Origin of the sequence: Amycolatopsis sp. cmx-11-51, assembly GCF_047608665.1 — a bacterium.
Lineage (GTDB): Bacteria > Actinomycetota > Actinomycetes > Mycobacteriales > Pseudonocardiaceae > Amycolatopsis.
Map to the genome: position 1 here is coordinate 71,131 of NZ_JADNQO010000005.1, position 22,178 is coordinate 93,308.

At 67.2% G+C, this 22,178-nt stretch carries 18 protein-coding genes; 10 read left to right on the forward strand and 8 right to left on the reverse strand.

All coding sequences use genetic code 11. The annotated features are described in order from the left end of the window. Window positions 1-75: 75 nt before the first annotated feature. The 3 genes from ACM6LU_RS19850 (at window position 76) to ACM6LU_RS19860 (ending at window position 5,108) form a co-directional block, all read left to right on the forward strand. Window positions 76-1,416 carry an aspartate aminotransferase family protein gene (locus tag ACM6LU_RS19850; protein WP_414939210.1) on the forward strand — a complete coding sequence of 447 codons (1,341 nt, stop codon included), beginning with the start codon at window positions 76-78 and terminating at the stop codon, window positions 1,414-1,416. Between the two features lie 222 nt (window positions 1,417-1,638). Beyond that, window positions 1,639-3,630 carry a hypothetical protein gene (locus ACM6LU_RS19855; protein ID WP_414939211.1) on the forward strand — a complete coding sequence of 664 codons (1,992 nt, stop codon included), beginning with the start codon at window positions 1,639-1,641 and terminating at the stop codon, window positions 3,628-3,630. Next, window positions 3,627-5,108 carry a hypothetical protein gene (locus ACM6LU_RS19860; RefSeq protein ID WP_414939212.1) on the forward strand — a complete coding sequence of 494 codons (1,482 nt, stop codon included), beginning with the start codon at window positions 3,627-3,629 and terminating at the stop codon, window positions 5,106-5,108. Before ACM6LU_RS19855 ends, ACM6LU_RS19860 begins: the two co-directional genes overlap by 4 nt. Before the next feature lie 236 nt (window positions 5,109-5,344). Here ACM6LU_RS19860 and ACM6LU_RS19865 read toward each other — a convergent pair whose 3' ends face one another. After that, a complete protein-coding gene (locus ACM6LU_RS19865; protein WP_414939213.1) occupies window positions 5,345-6,211 on the reverse strand; it encodes a bile acid:sodium symporter family protein in 867 nt (288 codons plus the stop codon). 169 nt (window positions 6,212-6,380) lie between these two features. Between ACM6LU_RS19865 and ACM6LU_RS19870 the strand changes: the two genes are divergently transcribed. Continuing rightward, a complete protein-coding gene (locus ACM6LU_RS19870) occupies window positions 6,381-7,406 on the forward strand; it encodes a medium chain dehydrogenase/reductase family protein (RefSeq protein ID WP_414939214.1) in 1,026 nt (341 codons plus the stop codon). Between the two features lie 46 nt (window positions 7,407-7,452). Further along, a complete protein-coding gene (locus ACM6LU_RS19875) occupies window positions 7,453-7,971 on the forward strand; it encodes a DM13 domain-containing protein (protein WP_414939215.1) in 519 nt (172 codons plus the stop codon). Here ACM6LU_RS19875 and ACM6LU_RS19880 read toward each other — a convergent pair. Beyond that, window positions 7,968-8,597, reverse strand: a complete 630-nt coding sequence (locus ACM6LU_RS19880) for a TetR/AcrR family transcriptional regulator (protein ID WP_414939216.1) — start codon at window positions 8,595-8,597, stop codon at window positions 7,968-7,970. The genes ACM6LU_RS19875 and ACM6LU_RS19880 overlap by 4 nt on opposite strands. Window positions 8,598-8,656: 59 nt before the next feature. Here ACM6LU_RS19880 and ACM6LU_RS19885 point away from each other — a divergent pair, with 59 nt between their 5' ends. The 3 genes from ACM6LU_RS19885 to ACM6LU_RS19895 all read left to right on the forward strand — a co-directional run bounded on the left by ACM6LU_RS19885 (window position 8,657) and on the right by ACM6LU_RS19895 (window position 12,396). After that, entirely contained in the window at window positions 8,657-9,088 is a 432-nt protein-coding gene (locus ACM6LU_RS19885) for an RpiB/LacA/LacB family sugar-phosphate isomerase (protein ID WP_414939217.1), read from the forward strand. Window positions 9,089-9,349: 261 nt separating this feature from the next. After that, complete coding sequence (locus ACM6LU_RS19890) at window positions 9,350-11,002, forward strand: glycosyl hydrolase family 18 protein (protein ID WP_414939218.1); 1,653 nt, start codon at window positions 9,350-9,352, stop codon at window positions 11,000-11,002. Between the two features lie 38 nt (window positions 11,003-11,040). Next, window positions 11,041-12,396, forward strand: a complete 1,356-nt coding sequence (locus ACM6LU_RS19895) for a cellulose binding domain-containing protein (RefSeq protein WP_414939546.1) — start codon at window positions 11,041-11,043, stop codon at window positions 12,394-12,396. 434 nt (window positions 12,397-12,830) lie between these two features. Here the strand turns inward: ACM6LU_RS19895 and ACM6LU_RS19900 are convergent, their stop codons facing one another. Further along, window positions 12,831-14,600 (reverse strand): chitinase, encoded by a 1,770-nt coding sequence (locus ACM6LU_RS19900; RefSeq protein ID WP_414939219.1) that lies wholly within the window; start codon window positions 14,598-14,600, stop codon window positions 12,831-12,833. 244 nt (window positions 14,601-14,844) lie between these two features. On the opposite strand from ACM6LU_RS19900, the gene ACM6LU_RS19905 reads away from it, so the two are divergent. Continuing rightward, entirely contained in the window at window positions 14,845-15,477 is a 633-nt protein-coding gene (locus ACM6LU_RS19905; RefSeq protein WP_414939220.1) for a sigma-70 family RNA polymerase sigma factor, read from the forward strand. Here ACM6LU_RS19905 and ACM6LU_RS19910 read toward each other — a convergent pair. The 5 genes from ACM6LU_RS19910 to ACM6LU_RS19930 all read right to left on the reverse strand — a co-directional run bounded on the left by ACM6LU_RS19910 (window position 15,474) and on the right by ACM6LU_RS19930 (window position 19,533). Further along, entirely contained in the window at window positions 15,474-16,124 is a 651-nt protein-coding gene (locus ACM6LU_RS19910) for a response regulator (protein ID WP_414939221.1), read from the reverse strand. The two genes, ACM6LU_RS19905 and ACM6LU_RS19910, sit on opposite strands and share 4 nt — an antisense overlap. After that, on the reverse strand, window positions 16,121-17,668 hold the full coding sequence (locus tag ACM6LU_RS19915) for a GAF domain-containing protein (RefSeq protein ID WP_414939222.1): 1,548 nt from the start codon (window positions 17,666-17,668) through the stop codon (window positions 16,121-16,123). Before ACM6LU_RS19915 ends, ACM6LU_RS19910 begins: the two co-directional genes overlap by 4 nt. Before the next feature lie 30 nt (window positions 17,669-17,698). Then, complete coding sequence (locus tag ACM6LU_RS19920; protein ID WP_414939223.1) at window positions 17,699-18,178, reverse strand: pyridoxamine 5'-phosphate oxidase family protein; 480 nt, start codon at window positions 18,176-18,178, stop codon at window positions 17,699-17,701. Window positions 18,179-18,308: 130 nt separating this feature from the next. Then, window positions 18,309-18,740, reverse strand: coding sequence for a nitroreductase family deazaflavin-dependent oxidoreductase (locus ACM6LU_RS19925; RefSeq protein WP_414939224.1), 432 nt, complete (start codon window positions 18,738-18,740; stop codon window positions 18,309-18,311). A 10-nt stretch (window positions 18,741-18,750) separates the two neighbouring features. Continuing rightward, on the reverse strand, window positions 18,751-19,533 hold the full coding sequence (locus ACM6LU_RS19930; RefSeq protein ID WP_414939225.1) for a TetR/AcrR family transcriptional regulator: 783 nt from the start codon (window positions 19,531-19,533) through the stop codon (window positions 18,751-18,753). Window positions 19,534-19,611: 78 nt separating this feature from the next. Between ACM6LU_RS19930 and ACM6LU_RS19935 the strand changes: the two genes are divergently transcribed. Beyond that, entirely contained in the window at window positions 19,612-21,873 is a 2,262-nt protein-coding gene (locus ACM6LU_RS19935) for an ATP-binding cassette domain-containing protein (RefSeq protein ID WP_414939226.1), read from the forward strand. Window positions 21,874-22,178: the final 305 nt, after the last annotated feature.

The window sequence follows — 22,178 nt, forward strand, 5'->3', positions numbered from 1 at the left end:
TGTACGGATCAGGCGAACAGCATAGCCGGAATTGCGAGATGGACGTGTCGCTCGGCTCCGTTTTACCGTCGAGGCATGGCTGCTCCGATCACCGACCTGTCCACCGTCGACCGCTTCTGGGCCGACGCCGACCGGCACCTCGTGCGCTACGCCGGGGCCGGCGACTTCACCCGCGAGATCATCGACCACGCCGCCGGGAGCTATCTGTTCACCGAATCCGGGCGGCGGATCCTCGACTTCACGTCCGGGCAGATGAGCGCGATCCTCGGGCATTCGCATCCCGAGATCGTCGGCACCGTGCGGCGGCAGATCGGCTCGCTCGACCACCTGTTCAGCGGGATGCTGAGCCGGCCCGTCGTCGACCTCGCGCGGCGGCTGGCCGAGACTTTGCCGTCACCGCTGGAAAAGGCGTTGCTGCTGACCACCGGGGCGGAGTCGAACGAGGCCGCGATCCGGATGGCGAAACTGGTGACGGGCAAGCACGAGATCGTGTCGTTCGCCCGATCGTGGCACGGGATGACGCAGGCGGCGGCGAGCGCCACCTACAGCGCGGGCCGCAAGGGTTACGGCCCGTCCGCGCCGGGCAACTTCGCCATCCCCGCGCCGAATTCCTATCGGCCGGACTTCCTCACCGCCGAAGGGGAACTGGACTGGAGGCGCCAGCTCGACTTCGGGTTCGAGATGATCGACGCCCAGTCCGTCGGCAGTCTCGCGGCGTGCGTCGTCGAACCGATCCTCAGCTCGGGCGGGATCATCGAACCGCCGCCCGGGTATTTCGCGGCCCTGCGAGAGAAGTGCCGCGAACGCGGAATGCTGCTGATCCTCGACGAGGCACAGACCGGCTTGTGCCGCACGGGGAACTGGTACGCCTTCGAACGCGACGGCGTCGTCCCCGACATCCTGACGCTGTCCAAGACGCTGGGTGCCGGTCTGCCGCTGGCGGCGGTGATCACGAGCGCGGAGATCGAGCAGGAGGCGCACGACCGCGGCTACCTGTTCTTCACCACACACGTCGCCGACCCGCTGGTGGCGGCCGTCGGGAACACCGTGCTCGACGTCCTCACCCGCGAACGCCTCGACGAACGCGCCACCGAACTGGGGGCGTTCCTCCGCCGCGGTCTCGACGACCTCGCCGTCCGCCATCCCGTCGTCGGCGACATCCGCGGGCGTGGCCTGCTGGTCGGCGTGGAACTCGTCGTGGACCGTTCCACCAAGCAGAGCTCCGACGAACTGGGCGCGCTGGTCACCCGGCGTTGTCTCGAGCTGGGGCTGCACATGAACATCGTTCAGCTGCCGGGGATGGGCGGGGTCTTCCGGATCGCTCCCCCGCTGACCGCGACGGAGGACGAACTGGCGGAAGGACTGGGGATACTGGACGAGGCGATCACGGACGCCTGCGCGCGGTTCGGCGGATAATTTCTCGTCACATTCGTAACGTCTTCATATCCGTGCGCGAATTACCGTTTCACGCTTCCCATCCCGAAGCTAACCGTGACCTGATCTTAGGCCAAATCGGTTAACACGAATCGGCGATGTCTTTGTCCCCGCGGGATTCCCTGCGGCTACGCCATCGGCTGTCTATAGTCGACGCTCACAGCGGGCGCGGTCGAATCGGGAGCCGCGCGGGGAGGGGGGCCGATGCCTGCCGGCATACCCCGCATTTCCGGTCTCGGTTCGATTACCGGTGGACTGGTCGAGGAATTGCTCACTCGCCCGAAAGGGCACAGCCGCGCATTGCCCGTCGTGGTCGCGCTCGGCGCTCGAGGTGCCGGGAAGTCGGCGTTACTGGACTCGATCGCCGAGCGCTGCGAGGAAATTCCGCACGCCTACCTTGATTTCGAACGGCACGAACGCGAGAACATCCAGCCACGGGAGCTGCTGGCGAATCTCGCGTTCGACCTCGGCAGGCACCGGAAACAGTTCGGCCGGTTGGCGTTTCCCCGGTTGTGGCTGTGCATGCTCGTGCTGAGCGCGCCGGTGGAACTGCGTGACCGCCGTGCCGCGTTGCGCAAGATCCGCGAACTGCTGCTGGAGAACCAGCCGCTCGAACAGAACCGGGAGACGATCGTCGATGTGGTGCGCCTCGTCGGCGGCGTCGCTCCGGCGGGCGGGCTCAAAGGCTGGTCCGAAGCCACCGACCTGCTGCTGCGCGGACTCGGCTGGTACAACAGGCGGCGGCTGCTGGGAAAGATCAAGGCACTGCCCGCCAACACCGGCAACCACGAGGACTTCCTCATCGAGATCGCCAAGCACTCGCGGGGTGACGACGAGGACCGTGCCGCCGTCGACAGCATCTTCTGCGACGCCTTCCTCACCGATCTGCGCCTGGCCTATCAGGGCGTCAACCGGTCACGCCGCACCCTCAACAGCGTGGTCCTGCTGGACAACGCGCATACGCCGGGCGGTCAGGTCTTCCTGCGGACCTTGACGGAGGCGCGGCATCGCTCCGGCGGAGAGCCGGACCCGCTGGTGGTGATCGCCACCAGCCGCCGATGGAATCCGGACTGGAACGAGAGCTGGTCGCTGCTGACGCCGCAGCGGGGCACCCCGCGACGAAGACGGCCGAGCGGTCACCGGACGGACGGGCTTCCGGCGCCGTCGCCGCGGCGACCGTCCGATGTGGAATCGGACTGGACGGCGGGCCAGGATCCACGGTGGTATCCGTGGTACCTCCTCGAACTCGGCACGCTTTCCGAGGACGACGTGGTGGACATCGTGGCCCGTGGCGACATTCACCCGACCTCCAGGCTGCCGCGATTCCTGTACCGGCTCACCGATGGGCATCCCGGCGCCGTCACCACTCTTTTCGGCGCGTCGGCGCAGCTCTACGATTCCCGCGATCCCACCGCCCTGCGCGCCTCCTTGCGGACCGGTGTCACGGCCGAAGACGGCACCGAGACGACCTTGCTCGCCGCGGCGCAGTCCTATCTGCTGCAGGACCTGCCGTCGCCGAGCAGGCAGGACCTCGTCACGGCGAGCGCCGCGCGCGACGTGGAAACGCTGTTCCACAAGAACATCGTCGATCTGCGCAACGCAACCGAGGAAGGCGCGCTGTTCAAGGAGCTCGGCGATCTCCTGTGGTTGCGGGCGGAACCCGGCGAAGAACTGCAGTATGTCCTGCATCCCTGGCTGCGCCGAATCCTGTTGCAGGAACTGGCTTCTCGCGCCGAGCATCACCCACTGAACTGGGAACGGGTACACACCCGGTGCCGCGACTTCTACGAGAAGCACGGCCAGCGTGTGTCGGCGCGCTATCACGATCTGGCGCTGGAGAACGTCGCCGCGGTGGTCGCGCATCTGAGCAGGCCGTTCGCCGACGACCAGGTGGAGTTCGACGTGGCGGCCGCCGAGGCGTGGCTCGCCGAACTCGACGTCATCACCGCGGCGCCCAACCGGCTGGACCCGGCCGTCGCGCCGTACGAACAGCTGGAGGCGCACGCCGGAAACGCCGACGGCGAGCTGGAGACCACCTTGTCCTGGCTGGTGGTCGCGTTGTGGATCGCGGCGGACCCGCTCGGTGATCCGGGCGAGACGGTGAATTCGACCATCGAAGGCGGTTTCCACCAGCTGGCGCACGGCCGAGGACGGGGATCCATCCTGTTGCACGAGAGGGCGGAGAGATACCGATGACCGCACGGAGCGAGCGGATCAGACCACCACGGCCGACGTGGTCGAAGTGGCTGACGGCCGTCGGAGGTCTGCTCCTGCTCGTCGTCGCACTCGTGTTCGTGTTCGTCGTCGTCCCGGCGATCGACGAAGCCGGGCGCAGCTGCGCCGACGGGGTGGAGAAACGCGGTGAGCACGCCGAATGCGTCGGTGTCACGGATGGAAGCTACGTGTTCTCCCCGGAACTGTCCGGCGTGGAGGACCACATCCGCAAGGAGAACGAAGCGGTCGCCGCCTCGGGCAAACCCTCGGTGACGATCGCGGTCCTGCTGCCGATGACCCTGGTGGAGAACGACATCCTGTCCGCCGAGTGGGTACGGCACCAGATCCAAGGCGCCTACATCGCGCAGCGCCGGGCGAACACCACCGGATCCTGGGGCAGTCTTCCGCTGATCCGGTTGCTGCTGGCCAATCCCGGCAGCCGGCTGACCCACTGGGAACCCGTGGTGGACGACCTCGTCGGCCGCGTGGAACGCGAACGCCTCGTCGCCGTCACCGGGATCGGGCTGAGCCTCGGCTCGGCACGTGACGCCATCGAACGGTTGTCACAGCACAAGATCCCGGTCGTCGCCTCGCCCGTGGCCGCCGACGAGTTCTCCGAGATCCCCGGTTTCATGCGGGTGTCCCCGACGAGCTCCACCTACGGGATGGCCGCGGCGGGCTACGTCCGCCCGACCGCGCATACGGCGACCCTGGTGCAGGACGTCAACCCTGGTGATCTGTACCCGAAGACGCTCGCGAAGGCGTTCACCGAGAAGTTCGCGGACGCCACCCACCGGATGGTCGGGCGCACCGAGGTCTACGACTCCAGCCTGCCGGGAATCGAGAACACGTTCCTGCAGATGATGCCGAACATCTGTGGCAACGAAGCGGAAGTCGTGTACTTCGCGGGTCGCGAAAACCACCTCTCGTCTTTCGTGGCCGAGCTGGCGCAACGCCCGTGCCTCGACCGGCCCATCACGGTACTGACCGGTGACCTGGCGCTGGTCGGGCCGCCGAGCCCGGAGATGCGCCGGGGGCTGGAGTCCAAGGTGACCGTGCTGGGTCCAGGGCTGGCCCATCCCAGCGCGTGGACCACCGAACCGTCGGTGTTCAACCCCGCTGCGGTGGCGAGTTTCCAGGAGGACGGCTGCACCGAATGCTTTCGCGCGGTGTTCCCGAAGGAACGGCTGGACGACGGCATCGCGATCCTCTCCCACGACGCCGTCCTCACCGTGGTGTGGGCGATCCGCGGCATCCCGAGGACCGCGCCCGCCCAGGTGACCGCGCAGGACGTGCTCCAGTCCAAGAACCGCTTGCACGGCAAGCTCGCGGTCCCCGGCGCGAGCGGCATGATCTCGTTCGACGACAAAGGTGACCCGGTGAACAAGACCGTTCCGATCCTGCGGGTGCGGGTGGACGACACCCCCGAGTACGTCCAGCTTTTCGCGCCGGCCGGTTGAGCGGGTCGGGTGTCGTGAGTGGCGATCCGGGTTGAGCCAAGGGTGTCTTGAGTACCTACCGCGGTGCGCCAGTGGCGATGTCGCGTGACCAGCGGGACAACTCACGTGATGGAATGGACGACACGCGTGTCCCGGCCGCGCGCGTGTCGTCCATTCCATCACGCGTGTCGTCCGTCTGCTCACACGTGCCGTCCAACCAATCACGCGACACGACCAGCCCGCCATAAGGGCCGCCCTCAGGCTGGGACGCGTTCCCGGCTGCGGGACAACAGGAAGGCCGCGATCCCGGCGGGGAAGAACATGAGCACGCCGTAGATCCCGGCGGGAACGGCCATCTTCTCGTCACCGAGCACCGAGATCGCCACGGCGATCGCGAGGGTGGCGTTGTGGATGCCGATCTCCATCGAGGACGCGATCGACTGCCCGCGGTCCACTCGGAACAACCGCGGCACGTAGTAGCCGATCGTGAGACTGAACACGGACAGCAGCAGCGCTACCGGCCCCAGCGTCCCGATGTTGTCCATCAGGGTCTGGAACTCCTGGGCGGTCGCGGCGACGATCACCAGCACGAGCACCACCGCCGAAGCGATCTTGACCGGTTTGCGCATCCGCTCGGCCCAGTCGGTGAACCGGTGCCGCACCGCCATCCCGATCACGACCGGGATCAGCACGATCGCGAACACCTGCACGAACTTCGCGGGCTGGAGCCCGACCGTGGCACCGCCGTCGAGGAACTCGGCCATCGACAGGCCGACCACCAGCGGCAGGGTGAACACGGCCAGCACGGAGTTGATCGCCGTGAGCGTGACGTTGAGGGCGACGTCGCCGCCGGCGAGGTGACTGAACAGGTTCGCCGACGTCCCGCCGGGCGAGGCGACAAGCAGCATCATCCCGACCGCGAGCACACCTTCGAGGCCGAACAGCAGGATGAGGCCGACGCAGATGGCCGGCAGCACGATCATCTGGCACACCAGCGCGATGACGGCCGCTTTGGGGTATTTCAGCACCCGGGTGAAGTCACCGATGGTCAGGGTCAGCCCCAACCCGAACATGACCAGTGCCAGTGCTATCGGCAGGAGAATCGAGAACATCGCCGAACCCATCGAGGGGCCTCCGTCCGATATGCCGTTTTCAGATCGGCAATCGTGTCAAGCGGCGGCGACCCGGTCAAGGCGCCGAAACCCAGACGTGACCCCGCTTGACTTTTTCGAGAGCAATGCTCACTATAGTTACAAGCTCTAACGAACACGAGAGTTAATCAGGGAGATCGAAATGAGCACGCTGACCGAGGTCGTACTGCCGGGCAAGGTCGAGCCGGAAGGCCTGGAGCTGCGGGAACGCCCACTACCCTCGCCCGGCCCCGGCCAGGTCGTGATAGCGATGGAGGCGACCGGGGTCTCGTTCGCCGAACAGCAGATGCGCCGCGGCAAGTACTACGACCAGCCACCCTTCCCTTTCGTCCCCGGCTACGACCTGGTCGGCACCGTGCTGACGACCGGTGACGGGGTCGACCGCTCGCTCGGCGGCCGCCGGATCGCCGCGCTGACGAAGGTCGGCGGCTGGGCCAGCCACGTGGTCCTCGACGCCGCCGACGTTGTCGAGGTCCCGGACGGCCTCGGCGCCGAGGAGGCCGAGACCGCGGTGGTCAACGGCATCACCGCCTGGCAGATGCTGCACCGCAAGGCCAAGGTGCGCGCCGGGCAGACGATCCTGGTCCACGGCGCGAACGGCGGCGTCGGCTCGCTGCTGGTGCAACTCGCCGCACAGGCGGGCGCACAGGTGATCGGCACGGCGTCGAAACGGCACCACGAAGCGTTGCGGCGCCTGGGAGTCGTGCCGATCGACTACCGCACCGAGGACATCTCCGCCCGCGTCCGCGAACTCGCGCCCGAAGGTGTCGACGCCGTCTTCGACCACGTCGGCGGTGCCAGCGTGCCCGCGTCGTGGAAGCTGCTCGCCCGCGGCGGCACCCTCGTCTCCTACGGCAGCGCCGCGACCCGCGACGACGAGGGCTCCAAGCAGTTTCCCGTGCTCAAGATCCTCGCCCGCGTGCTGCTGTGGAACAGCCTTCCCAACGGCCGCAACGCGTACTTCTTCAACGTCTGGGCCGGGCGGGCCTTCGCGAAGAACCGCTTCCGCGCCCGCCTGCGCACCGATCTCACCCAGGTGTTCGCGGCCTTGAAAGACGGCTCGATCACGGCACAGGTCGCGGCGCGGCTGCCGCTGAGCCGGGTCGCGGAAGCGATGCGGCTGGCCGAATCCGGAACGGTCGCGGGCAAGGTGGTGCTCACGCCGTAAGAGTTCGGTAACGCGTTTCGGGCGCCGCACGCGGTTGAATGACGCCATGAAACGCAAGCGGGTGCTCGCCGTCGTGGCGGCCGGACTGGTGGTGGCGGTGGCCGCGGGCCTCTACTGGTTCCAGCCGTGGAAGCTCTGGGTGAACGAGACGGTCCAGGAGGCACTGCCCGTCGCCCCGGTTTCGGAAAGTGCGGCTCCCGCGCCGAAAGAGCCCGCGATCGTGGCGACCGGCGAACTGATCAGTCACGAGCACGCGACCAGCGGCGGCGTCCGGATCCTGCGCGCGGCCGACGGATCGCTGGTGCTGCGACTGGAGAACCTGGACACGAGCAACGGCCCGGACCTGCGGGTCTGGCTCACCGACGCGCCGGTCGTCCCCGGCAAGGACGGCTGGTTCGTGTTCGACGACGGCACGCATGTGAGCGCCGGGAAGCTCAAGGGCAACAAGGGAAGTCAGAACTACACCCTGCCCGCCGGCACCGATCTGGCGCGGTATTCGAGCGTGACCATCTGGTGCGACCGGTTCGACGTCTCCTTCGGTGCGGCCGAACTGGCCAAGGTTTAGGCGAGTCTGCCCACGGCGTACTCCATCTCCGCCCGGACGGCACGCAGATCGATGCCGCCAGGATCGATGATCGCGGCCACGGCGATCCCCCGCAGCTGCCCGACCAGTGCCGCCGCGTACGCGTCGGGATCACGGACACCGGCGATGGAGCCGTCCGTGATCCCGGCGGCGACGGTCTGCGCGATGGCGAACCGGTACCGGCGATCGGCCTCGGTCATCGCCGACCGCACCGCCGGATCGCCGACGGTCGCGTCCGTCCACAGCACCACGAACGCCCGGTTCAGCGGCGGCATGTCGGTGAGCAATGCGAAGAAGACGTCCAGCAGCGCCCGCAGCATGTCCATCGGGCTGGGGGTCAGCCCGCCGGTCCTGGTGGCGACGGCGGCGCTGAAGACGTCGGCGAACTTCTCCGCCGCGAACTCGACGAGCCGCTGCACCAGGGTCTCCTTCGAGCCGAACAGCTGGTAGACGACGCCGCTGGGATAGCCGGTCCGGGCGCAGACCATGCCGATCTTGAGCCGGGCGAAGCCGGTCTCGCCGACGAGGCGGGCGGCGGCGTCGAGAATCCGCGTCCTGGCGACCTCCTGGTCGCGCTGGAGCCGACGCTCCTCCGCAGACGGGTCCACGCCGCGATCCTCCCACGACTTCCGGTTCGTCACCTGGTGAGACGGCGTACGATCCGGGTATGAAGATCGCCTTCGCGGCCGACGACCGGAACGCCACCACGGACGCCGTCCGGGCCTTCCTCGCCGAGGCCGGGCACGAGGTGATCCTTCCGGCGACGTCGGAAGACTGGCCGGAGCTCGGCGCGGCGGTTGGCAAAGCGGTCACCGACGGCGAAGCCGACTTCGGCGTGGTGATGTGCTGGACCGGGACAGGCACGGCCATCGCGGCCAACAAGGTCCCCGGCGTCCGCGCGGCACTGGCCTGGGACACCTGGATCGCCGCGGGCGCGCGCAAGTGGAACGACGCCAATGTGCTGGCATTGAGCCTCAAACGGCTCGCCCCCGACGTGGCCGTCGAAATCACCGAGGTGTTCCTTTCCGGTATCGCACCGGACCCCGATGAATCGGCGAATATCGCCCGGCTCGGCGAAATGGACGAGCCTCGTCGGTGAGCGGCACCGAACCAGTGAACGATTAACGCTGTCGAACGTATTAGGCCGTTAGCAGTAAAATCGCCACTCTGCGTAGTGACGCTTCCCATATTGGTCCAGACCACGTACCGTCTCCCGCAACAAAGCGTTCCGCATGGAGGTGGTCGATGAAGACGCATCCCCGCCTGCCCGGCTTCGGCCGCGGTAACGCGATGTCGCCGATTTCCCATTGACGAAATCGTCTCCAAGATCATTTCCCTGCACCGGGTTGTAAGGAGTGAAATGTCGAGAAAAAGATGGCATCTGATCGGTCTGTTCACGGCCGTCGCGGCGCTGGCGGTCGGTCTGGTGACCGTCCCGGCGAGCGCGGCGGGCGGGGTCGGAGCCTCGCTCACCAAGGGGTCGGACTGGGGCTCCGGCTGGGAAGGCAAGTACACGATCAGCAATAAGTCGGGTTCGAGCCTCAGTTCCTGGACGCTCGAGTTCGACCTGGCGGCCGGGCATTCGGTCGCTTCCTTGTGGGACGGCAGCTACACCGTCTCCGGCCAGCACGTGACCGTCAAGAACACCTGGAACGGCAACGTTCCCAACGGCGGCACCGTCAGCTTCGGCTTCAACGTCAAGTACTCCGGTGCCTACACCGCGCCCGCCAACTGCAAGATCAACGGCGGTTCCTGCGACCCGGGTGGCGGCACGCCGACGACGAGCAACCCGCCGACGAGCACGACGACCACCGGGACGAGCACGTCGAACCCGCCGACGACGACCACCACGAGCAACCCGCCGACCACGACGACCACGAACCCGAACCCGGGCGCCAAGAAGAACCTCGGCTACTTCGTGCAGTGGGGCGTCTACGGCCGTAACTACCACGTGAAGAACATTCACACTTCCGGTTCCGCGGCCAAGCTGACGCATATCAACTACGCGTTCGGCAACGTCACCAACGGTTCCTGCACCGCGAACGACGACACCTACGCCGACTACGACAAGTTCTACGACGCCGGGTCCAGTGTGGACGGTGTCTCGGACAGCTGGGACGCGGGCTCGCTGCGCGGTAACTTCAACCAGCTGCGCAAGCTGAAGAAGATGTACCCTGGCCTGAAGGTGCTGTGGTCGTTCGGTGGCTGGACCTGGTCCGGCGGCTTCGGCCAGGCGTCGAAGAACCCGGCCGCGTTCGCGGAGTCCTGCTACAAGCTGATCAAGGACCCGCGGTGGGCCGACGTCTTCGACGGCATCGACATCGACTGGGAGTACCCGAACGCCTGCGGTCTCACCTGTGACACCAGCGGCCCCGCCGCGATCAAGAACGTGGCACAGGCGCTGCGCACCAAATTCGGTTCCTCGTTCCTGGTCACCGCCGCGATCACCGCGGACGCCAGCAGCGGCGGCAAGCTCGACGTCGCCGACTACGGCCCCGCGTCGGCGTACTTCGACTGGTACAACGTCATGACGTACGACTTCTTCGGCGCGTGGGCGGCGAAGGGTCCGACGGCCCCGCACTCGCCGCTGACCGCGTACCCGGGTATCCCGCAGCAGGGATTCAACTCCGACGACGCCATCCAGAAGCTCAAGGCCAAGGGCGTCCCGGCGAGCAAACTGTTGCTGGGTATCGGTTTCTACGGTCGCGGCTGGACCGGCGTCACGCAGGACACCCCGGGCGGCACCGCGACCGGCGCGGCACCGGGCACCTACGAGGCGGGCATCGAGGACTACAAGATCCTGAAGAGCAGCTGCCCGTCGACCGGCACGATCGCGGGCACCGCTTACGCGAAGTGCGGCAACAACTGGTGGAGCTACGACACTCCCGCGACCATCAACGGAAAGATGGGCTGGACCAAGAACCAGGGTCTCGGCGGCGCGTTCTTCTGGGAGCTCAGTGGTGACACCGGCAACGGTGAACTCGTCACGGCCATGCGCAACGGCCTGAACTGAGAGGTTTGACAGTGGCCAAGCGGACTTGGATACAGGCCATCGGCCTGACCGCCGCTGCCGCAACGGTCGGCGCGATCCTCGTGATCGCGCCGGCCTCCGCGGCCGGCGGCGTCGGTGCCGCCTTCAGCAAGGGCTCCGATTGGGGCTCCGGCTGGGAAGGCAAGTACACGATCAGCAACAAGTCGGGATCGAGCCTTCCCACCTGGACGGTCGAATTCGATCTCCCCGCAGGACATTCGATCGCTTCGCTGTGGGACGGCGGTTACTCCGTCTCCGGCCAGCATGTGACGGTGAAGAACACCTGGAACGGCAACCTTCCCAACGGTGGCAGCACCAGTTTCGGGTTCAACGTCAAGTACTCCGGGGGCTACGTCGCCCCGGCGAACTGCAAGATCAACGGTGGTTCCTGCGATCCGGGCGGCGGCACGCCGACCACGACGCCGACCACCCCCACCACACCGACCACCACCACGTCGACGTCCAACCCGCCCACGACGACCACGAGCAACCCGCCGCTGCCCGGCGGGCGTGGAGCGCCGTACCTGTACCTGGGCTGGGGCAGCCCGCCGAACCCGCAGACGGTCATGAACGCGACCGGCGTCAAGTGGTTCACGATGGCGTTCATCCTGTCCTCGGGCGGCTGCAACCCCGCGTGGGACGGCAGCAGGCCGCTGCAGGGCGGTGTCGACGCGAACGCGATCGCGCAGATCAAGGCCGCGGGCGGCCAGATCGTGCCTTCCTTCGGTGGGTGGAGCGGCAACAAGCTCGGCCCGAACTGCTCGACGCCGGAAGCCCTCGCCGGGGCCTACCAGAAGGTGATCGACGCCTACGGTCTCAAGGCGATCGACATCGACATCGAGAACACCGACGAGTTCGAGAACGCGGTCGTGCAGGACCGGATCCTGAACGCGCTGAAGATCGTGAAGGCGAACAACCCCGGTATCCAGACCATTCTCACCTTCGGCACGACGACCACCGGCCCGAACTCCTGGGGCCAGCGGCTCATCGACCAGTCGAAGGCGCTGAACGCCGGGATCGACGTCTACACGATCATGCCGTTCGACTTCGGTGGTGGCGCGGACATGTACGGGAACACCATCAACGCCGCGAACGGACTGCGGGACAAGCTGAAGTCGACGTTCGGCTGGAACGACGCCACGGCGTACAGCCACCTGGGCATCAGCGGGATGAACGGCCTTTCGGATCAGCGGGAACTGACGAGTCTCGACACCTGGAGCAGGATCACCGACTGGTCCAAAACCAACAAGACCGCCAGGCTCGCGTTCTGGTCGACCAACCGTGACCGGGGCTGCGCAGGCGGCGGGGTCGCCGAGAACTGCAGTGGTATCGCGCAGAACGACTGGGACTTCACGCGGATCACCGCGCGCTTCTGACGTCCCTTTCCCCTGAAACTGCGGGCCCGCGCCGATGCTGCACGGTGCGGGCCCGCTCCATACCCGCCTCCCCCTCCCCCCGGCGCAATTAGTCCTCTAGTTGCGGTCCTTGCGTACGCATCGATCGCAACTAGAGGACTACTTGCGTGGGGGTGGGGACACTCAACGTCCCAATTCCTCCATCGTCAGCTCGCGCAGCGACGAAGAGCCGCCTGACCCGCAAGACCTCGACTTCGCCGGGACCCTGACTTTGAGAGTAGGGAAGCAGGCCTTCACGGCGTCACCCGCAAGAGGCGCCGAAAAGTCACCGCCCACCGCCCGCACTTCTGGCCCAAGCACCCCAGCAGCGCGCGGCGCGGCGCACCGGCGCAAGTAGTCCTCTGGTTGCGATGTATGCACGCGCAAGGACCGCAACCAGAGGACTAATTGCGGGATCAGGGGAGGGCGTTCAGGAACGGCTCATGGCTGTTCTGGAATTCCCAGCCGTAGTACCGGTCCCAGTTGATCGACCACGTCATCAGCCCGCGTAACGCCGGTGAAGCACCGCCGCGCAAGGTGTACGACCCGCAACCGGAGTTCTTCACCAGGCAGTTCAACGCCGAATGCACCGCCGCCGGCGCGGTGTGCCCGTTGCCCGCGCTCACCGCCGCGGGCAGCCCGAACGCGATCTGATCCGCGCGTAGCCCCGGGAAGCGGAACCCGGTCGAAGCCACGGTGAACCCGGCCTTGACCATGTCCGTCATCGCGATGTGGAAATCCGCGCCACCCATGAAGTGGTACTGGTTGTCCAGGCCCATCACCGGCCCGGAGTTGTAGTCCTGGACGTGCAGCACGGTCAGCGCGTCCCGCATCGCGTGGATCACCGGCAGGTACGAGCCCGTCCGGTTGTCGGCGCCGCCGAGACCGCCGTAGTACTGGTACCCGGTCTGCACGAAGAACGTCTCCGGCGCCATCGTGAGCACGAATCCCGCGCCATACTTGGCTTTCAGTGTCTTCAGCGCCGAGATGAGATTGACGATCACCGGTGTGGTCGGGTTGCGGAAGTCGTTGTCACCGGAGTTGAGGTACAGCGAGTGTCCCTCGAAGTCGATGTCGAGCCCGTTCAACCCATAGCGGTCGATGATCGCGGAGACCGAACTGACGAACGCGTCACGCGCCGCGGTAGTGGTCAGCTGGACCTGACCGTTCTGCCCTCCGATGGAGATCAGGACCTTCTTGCCCTGCGCCTGCTTCGCCCGGATAGCGGCGATGAAGTCCGCGTCGCTTTCCACGGTCGGGCATTCCGCCACGGGGCAGCGGGTGAAGCGGATGTCGCCGGAGGTCACCGAAGTCGGCTCACCGAACGCGAGATTGACGATGTCCCACGCCGCCGGGACGTCCGCCATCCGTGTGTAGCCGGAACCGTTGGCGAAACTCGCGTGCAGGTAACCGATCAGCGCGTGCTTCGGCAGGCCGGTGTCGACGCAACCGCCGGTCGTGGCACCCGCCTCCGTGGTCTTCGGCGATTCACCGGCGCTGTTGTACGCGGCCACCGAGTAACTGTGCGACGAACAGGCTGTCAGCCCCGAAACGGTGGCCGACGTCCCGGTCACCGTCGCGACCACCTTCCCGCCTTCGTACACGCGATACCCGGTCACCGTGCCGGCCGAGGCTCCCCACGTGAGCGCGATCGACGAGTTCGTCACCGTGCCCACGGCCGGATTTCCCGGCGCCGGAGGCGCTCCCGGGGTCCCGCCACCCGGCCCGTCGAGGGTGATGTCATCCGCGTAGAAGGTGCCGGACCCGTACCAGCCGTGGACGTACACCTCCGCCGTCGTCTGCGTGGCCGACGTCGTGAACGAAAGCGAAAGCTGTGTGTAGGAGGTCGCGGCGGTCCAGGTCGATGGACCGCCCGTGACCCCGAGGTACACCGGGTTCCCGTTCACCCAGGCGGATACCACGTAGGTCGTGTTCGGCTGGACGGACACTGTCTGTGCGCATTTCCCGGTCGTCGAGCCGGGCGTGACCGAAACGGCGTAACCGCCCGAACGGACCGGCGTGGTCACGGCCGCGCCCGCCGCACAGGACCAGCCGGACGTCGAGCCCGCCTCGAAGCCGGGGTTGAGGAGCAGGTTGGCCGCGCTCGCGGTGCCGCCACCGGTTATCAAACCGGCGAAGGTGAGCACCACAACGGCCAGAAAGGCCAGGGATCTGGAACGCCTCATCGCGATTCCTCCGTACCAGGGGCGGCCTGCCGCCGCGCTGGGTTAATTGTCTAGACCAATTCGGCGAAAGTCCATAGCCAAGACACACCAGGGCCTAAAGACCCGACTACTCCGGGCTGCTGTACCGGTGTGACTCGCGAACGCGCTCCGTAACGTCGGAAGGGCCAAACAGAGCTGGGGGCTTTCGGGAGGTGGGGACGATGGGAACGCACAGGTACACACCGAGAACGGCCCATCCGGCGTGATGACCGTGTCCGAAGCGATACGCCCGACGTACGTGCCCCGTCCGGGAGAGCCGGACGGCGAAATGATCAGCGCGGCGATCAGTGGTGACCGGCGGGCCATCGGCAGCCTGCTGACGCTTCTCCGGCCGATCGTGTTCCGGTACTGCCTCGGCAGGCTGGGCGGACCGACGCGCGGCATCTCCAACGCCGAAGATTGCGCACAGGAGGTCCTGATGGCCGTCCTTGTCGCGTTGCCGCGCTACAGCCACCAGAACAACAGCTTCCTGCCGTACGTCTTCGGGATCGCCTCGCACAAGGTCTCCGACGTCCGCCGGAACCTCGCCCGCGATCCTTCCGCGCCGGTGTCGGATCCGGAACCCGAACAGGACGGTCCGTGGAACCCGACGTTCGATGAGGTCGAGAAGGCCGAGCGCGGCCGCGAGCTGTCACGGTTGTTCAAGGTGCTTTCGGCGAAGCAGCGGGATGTGCTGGTGCTCCGGGTGATCCTCGGGTTCAGTGCCGAAGAGACCGCCCGCACGCTGGGCATGGCGAGCGCGGGCGCGGTGCGCGTCACCCAGCATCGGGCGCTCAACGAACTTCGCCGGGTGCTGCGTGAGGATCCCGGTTTCGCCGACGGGATCACGCTCTTCTAAGAGGACGGCTTGCGGCGTTGGGTGGCGTAGACGGCGGCGGCGGTGCGGCGTTCGAAGCCGAGCTTGTGCAGCAAGGACGACACGTAGTTCTTAACCGTTTTCTCCGCCAGGAACAGCTTTTCCGCGATCTGGCGGTTGGTCAGCCCATCGGCGATGTGATCGAGCACGCGCCGCTCCTGCGGGCTCAGCTGTTCGTATCGCGGATCCGGTTGATCGTCGGTCTCGCCGCGCAACCGGTTCATCACCGACGCCGTCAGCGTGCTGTCCAGCAGCGATCCGCCCGCCGCGACCGTGCGGACGGCCTTGACGAGCGCGCCGCCGGAGACCTGCTTGAGCATGTACCCGGCCGCACCGGCCATGATCGCGCCGAACAACGCGTCGTCATCCGAGTACGACGTCAGCATCAGGCAGGCGGGCGGCGGCTCGACGGCCGCCCTGATCTCACGGCAGACACTGATCCCACCGCCGTCCGGAAGCCGGACGTCGAGCACCGCGACCTGCGGTTTGACAGCGGGGATCCGGACGAGCGCCTCGGCGGCCGTGGACGCCTCGCCGACCACCGTGAGATCGTCTTCGGCTTCGAAGACGGTCTTCAGGCCGGTGCGGACGAGTTCGTGATCGTCCAGCAGGAACACCGAAATCGTCATCCCACACTCCCCTGTCGGGCCGGCAGGCGCACCGACCAGTCGAGCTTCGTCCCGCCCTCCGGCCTCGCTTCGACGCTGAACGACCCGTTCCAGCGGGCCGCGCGTTCGGCGAGGTTCGCCACGCCGCTGCGATGGCCGGGTTCGGCAGGCATACCGACGCCGTCGTCCACCACCGAAAGCTCCAGCCATCGCCCGTCGCGGTCGACCGAGACATCGACCGAAACCGCCGTCGCCTCCGCGTGTCTGACCACATTGGACAGTGCCTCGCGCAGGGTCGCGACGAGGTCCGAGCGAACCGTGTCCGGCACGACCGAATCGAGTGGCCCGTCGAACCCGACCCGGGGTTCGGACGCACAGCCCGCGTCGAGCGCGACGCGCAGCAGCTCCGACCGCAGGCTGCCCTGCGCCTCGGCCGGCTCCTGCAACGAAAAGATACTGTTGCGGATCTCGCGGATAGTGCGGTCGATCTCGTGCGCGAAATCGCCAACGCGGTCGGCGACGGCGGGTTCGACCGTGAGCCTGCTGAGTCCCTCCAGGCCGAGCCCGATCGCGAACAGTCGCTGGATCACCAGGTCGTGCAGGTCGCGGGCGATCCGGTCACGGTCCTCGAAGACGGCGAGCCGCTGCCTGTCCTGTTGCGCGCGGGCGAATTCGACCGCGAGCGCTGCGTGCGCGGCGAAGGTCTCGGCGAGCTGGACGTCGTAGGCGGAGAACGGGGTCTTGTCGCGGAACTTCGCCACCAGCAGGACGCCGAGTTTCTCCTCGCCGACGATCAGCGGGACGGCGACCGCGGAGTCGAGGTCCTTGACCACCGCGGGCATCACGGCACCACGTTCACCCTGGTACTCGACCACTTTTTCGCCGTAGTCCCGGACCATGACGGGTTTGCCGGTGGTGAACGCCATCCCGGTCGCGGTGCCCTCCGTCGGTACGGCGATCCCGGCGAGCCGGTTCGCGTCGGGCCCCGGCGGCTCGACGATCTCGAAGACCAGCTGACCGTCGCCGCGTGGACGGGCCACCGCGCCGGTGGTGCCACCGGCGACGACGCGGGCGCGTTCGGCGATCAGGTGCAGGGTCGCGGTCAGGTCCTGGTCGGTCAGGAGCGCGCCGGTGACGTGATAGGACGCCTCGAGCCAGCGTTCGCGCCGCTGCACCTGGTCGAACAGCGCGGCGTTCTCGATCACCACACCGGCCGCCGCGGTGAGCGCGACGAGCAGGTCTTCCTCGGCTTCGGTGAACTCCTCGCCGTCCGGCTTGCGGGCGAGGTACAGCATCCCGAAGATGCGGCCACGCATCCGGATGGGCATCACACGGGACTCGTCCTCGGACGGCGGGGTGTTCCACGCGTCGCCGAAACGGATGAACTCATCCGAATCGAGCACGCTCAGCGCGCCGAACGGCGCACCGGTCAGCTCGCAGGCGGATTCGACCATGCGCCGCAGGACGTCGGAGAGGCTGAGATCGTGGGCGATCCCAGCCACCGCGTCCAGAATCCTCGGCGCCTTGGCGTCACTCGCCGCACTCACCCGCCGCACTGGCGTCACCGTCCCGGACTAACTCCCCGGGCAGTGGGGTCAGGAATGACAGACGCGCCCGGATCGCTCATCTGGTGCGTCGATCACGGACAGTGCTTCGTTACCGCATGCGCCGAGGATCCTTCGTCCGGTGACCGACTCGATCGGGATCCGGAGATAGCGGGCGTCCGTTTGCCCAGTCCAGCAGCCGAGCGGCAAGGTCGCGAGCTCGGCGATCACGATCGGGTCACGCACCTCGGAGGCGCGGCCGAGGACGGTGACGAACCAGCCGGTCCCCAGGTCCGCGGCGAACTCGTCGACGGCGAACGCGACCACACTGTCGAGCACTCCGGCGAACAACGCGCTCTGTGCCGGCGTCCGGACCACGATCGCACCGTGGTGCAGCGCGAACCGGGCGGGCTGGATCGCCGGCAGGGCGCGGGAGGTGAACACCACCCGGCCGAGCCCGGCACCCGCGAGCAGTGACAGGCACTGCTCGCGGTCGAGCAGCTCGAGACCCAAGGAGTCGGACATCGGCATCCTCGCGCTCTCGTCGTGTACTTCGTCGAGGACAACGGTCCCCGGCTTACCAACTCGCCGGTAGGGCCGATGGACCCGGCCTGCCGCGGGGACTCCTTCCCCAGTACATGAAGGCCACCTCGTGACGGGCTTACGCCTTCGGGGCCAGCAGCACCACGGGGATCTCCCGCTCGGTCTTGGTCTGGTACTGCGCGTAGTTCTTGTAGTCCGCGGTGATCTTGGGCCACAGGCGGGCGCGCTGCTCGGAGTCGGCGACGCTCGCGACCATCGGCCGGGCGGTCTCGCCCTTCAGCGTGACCTGGACGTCGGGGTTGTCGCGCAGGTTGAGGAACCACGCCGGGTGCTGGTCGTCGCCACCGCGGGAGGCCACGATGACGTACGCGTCGCCCTCGCGCAGCGGCGAGGTCAGCAGTACGGTGCGTGGCTGGCCGGATTTACGGCCGATGGTGGTCAGCTCCAGGACGGTCATCCCGGCGACCTCCCAGCCGGCACGGCCGCCGCTGACCTTCTGGATGACGCGGTGGACGGCGTTCATGGTCTTCAAGACGAAATCACTGGGCATGCGGAGAAGGCTACTCCGCTTTCATCGTGACTTCGATCCCGTCCAGGAGTACGGACAGGGAAAGCTCGAAGGCCTCCCTCGCCTCCTGCTCCAGATAGGACACCGTCTCGTCCTCCATCCGGAACGCGTGCTCGCCCTCCATCCAGGTCAGTGTCGGGAACCGCTCCGCGAAATCCGGCGACACCTCCCGCAGGTGCGCGGACCGCGCGTACCACCACTCGTCGTCGGACTGCCCGGTCGCCCTCTCCGCCTGCCGCGACTCCGACGCCGTCCTGGCAGGCTCGCGCACACACGAGTACAGCGCGCTGACCAGCCGTCGAAGCATCGCCGGCGGCAACCCGGTCCGGCGCAGGATCTTCACCAGCGACTCCAGGACGACGTACTCGTGCGGTCCCAGCACCGGCCGCGCCTGTGAGACCTGCAAGACCCAGGGGTGCCGCAGATAGAAGACCCAGAGATCCTCGGCCCACCGCGCGGCGTCGGCCCGCCAGTCGTCCCCGTCGTAGGTGGCCGACAGCTCCGCGAGAGCCTTGTCGTACATGAGGTCGAGAAGTTCACTCTTGCTCGGGACGTAGGTGTAGAGCGCCATGGCCGTGCGGCCGAGCCGGTCACCGACGGCCCGCATCGAAAGGCCTGCCATACCGTCGGCGTCCGCGATCTCGACGGCGGTTTCGACGATCAGTTCCACCGAAAGTCCCGGTTTGGGGCCGGGGCGCTCGACGTCCGGCGACTCCGTCCGCCAGAGCAGGGCCATCGACCGACGAGGGTCTCCCTGAGCCGCGTAGACGACCACGTGCCAACTCCTTACAGCATAAACTAACCTCTGCTACCCTCACTTTACAGGCTAAAGAGTTCCAACCAGGGGAGAGCCATGCTTTCGGCCGCCGACAGCCACGACATGATCCAGGTGCGCGGAGCCAGAGAGAACAACCTCGCCGACGTCTCGGTCGACATCCCCAAGCGCCGTCTCACCGTCTTCACCGGTGTCTCGGGTTCAGGGAAGTCGTCCTTGGTGTTCGGCACCATCGCCGCGGAGTCGCAGCGGCTGATCAACGAGACCTACACCGCGTTCATCCAGTCCTTCATGGCTCCGGTCGGGCGGCCGGACGTGGACGCGCTGCGGAACCTGAGCGCCGCGATCGTTGTCGACCAGGAGCGGATGGGGGCCAACGCCCGCTCCACGGTCGGCACCGCGACCGATGCCCACACGATGCTGCGGATCGTCTTCAGCAGGCTGGGACAGCCGCACGTCGGGACGTCGGGCGCGTTCAGTTTCAACCTTCCCGAGGGAATGTGCCCCGATTGCGAAGGGCTCGGGACGGTGTCCACGATCGACGTCGACCAGCTTGTCGACAAGGAGCTTTCGCTCAACGAAGGGGCGATCACCGTCCCGAACTTCGCCCCGGAGACCTGGTACTGGAAGGGGCTGGCGGAGTCCGGTTTCGTCGATCCCGCGGTGAAGCTGAAGGACTACACCCCGCAGCAGTGGGAAGACTTCATGCACAAGCCCGCCACCAAGATGAAGCTCGGCGGGATGAACACCACGTACGAGGGCCTGCTGGTGAAGGTCCAGCGCCTGTTCCTGTCGAAGGACAAGGAAGCGGCGCAGGCGCACATCCGGACGTTCGTGGACCGGGCCGTCGCCTTCAAGAAGTGCCCGGCGTGCGAAGGGGCCCGGCTCAACCAGGCGGCGCTGTCCTCGAAGATCGACGGGGTGAACATCGCCGAGTGCTCGGCGATGCAGATCAGCGATCTTGCCGATTTCGTACGCAAACTCGACGACCCGTCGGTCGGCCCGCTGATGGAGACACTGCGCGGCACCCTCGAGTCCCTGGTCGAGATCGGCCTCGGGTACCTGAGCCTCGACCGCGAATCCGGGACGCTGTCGGGCGGTGAGGCGCAGCGCGTGAAGATGGTGCGGCACCTGGGTTCCAGTCTCACCGACGTCACGTACGTCTTCGACGAGCCGACCGTCGGGCTGCACCCGCACGACATCCAGCGGATGAACGGCCTGCTGCTCCTGTTGAAGGACAAGGGGAACACGGTGCTCGTGGTCGAGCACAAACCGGAGACGATCGAGATCGCCGACCACGTCGTCGACCTCGGTCCTGGCGCCGGGCCGAACGGCGGGCAGATCTGCTTCACCGGCGACGTCGCCGGACTGCGCACGTCCGGCACCCTGACCGGGCGGCACCTCGACCACCGCGCGCGGCTGCGTCCCGACGTCCGTACGCCCGCCGGGCAGATCCCGATCCGGAACGCGACCCGGCACAACCTCAAGGACGTCAGCGTCGACATCCCGCTCGGCGTGCTGACCGTGGTCACCGGCGTCGCCGGTTCGGGCAAAAGTTCCCTCATCCACGGCTCACTGTCCACAAGGGACGACGTGGTGGTGCTCGACCAGTCGGCCATCCGCGGCTCGCGGCGGAGCAACCCGGCGACCTACACCGGACTGCTCGACCCGATCCGCGTCGCGTTCGCCAAGGCCAACGGCGTCAAGGCCGCTTTGTTCAGCGCGAACTCCGAGGGCGCGTGCCCGAAGTGCAAGGGCATCGGGCTGATCTACACCGACCTGGCGATGATGGCCGGAGTGGCGACGGTCTGCGAGGAATGCGAGGGCAAGCGGTTCACCGCGGAGGTGCTGACCTACCGGCTGCGGGGCAAGAACATCAGCGAGGTCCTCGCGATGCCCGTGGCCGAAGCGCGCGAGTTCTTCACCTCCGGGCAGGCGCGGACGATCCTGGACCGGCTCTCCGACGTCGGCCTCGGCTACCTCGGGCTCGGGCAGCCGCTCACGACGCTGTCCGGCGGGGAACGGCAGCGGATCAAGCTGGCCATCCGGATGGCGGAGAAGTCGGCGACCTACGTCCTCGACGAGCCGACCACCGGACTGCACCTCGCCGACGTCGACCAGTTGCTGGGCCTGCTCGACCGGCTCGTCGACGACGGGAACACGGTGGTGGTCATCGAGCACCACCAGGCCGTGATGGCGCACGCCGACTGGATCGTCGACCTCGGGCCGGGCGCGGGGGTGGACGGTGGCGAGGTGGTGTTCACCGGGACGCCTTCTGAGTTGGTCACCTCCGGTGACACCCTCACGGCGCAGCATCTGCGCGCTTACGTGGGCCGGTAGCGCGTGCTATGAACGGTCCTTTCCTTGCAAATTTTGCAAGGAAAGGACCGTTCATAGCACCGTCGACCGGGCGTGAACCGCTTCACGGAGGCCAGCCGCACCGCTAAGACCCAGCACGACCAAGGCGACCCCCGAGGTCACCATCTCGACCGGTCACCGCCTTGCGCATCGACAGCGGTCCGGTCCACGACCCGCCGGACGCGATCATCACGCTCGTGTACGCCACATCGCTGAGGAGCAGAAAGCTCCACCGTGAAGTGACACCTCACGTACGTCCACTTACGTACCTGAAACACCCCTCAGCG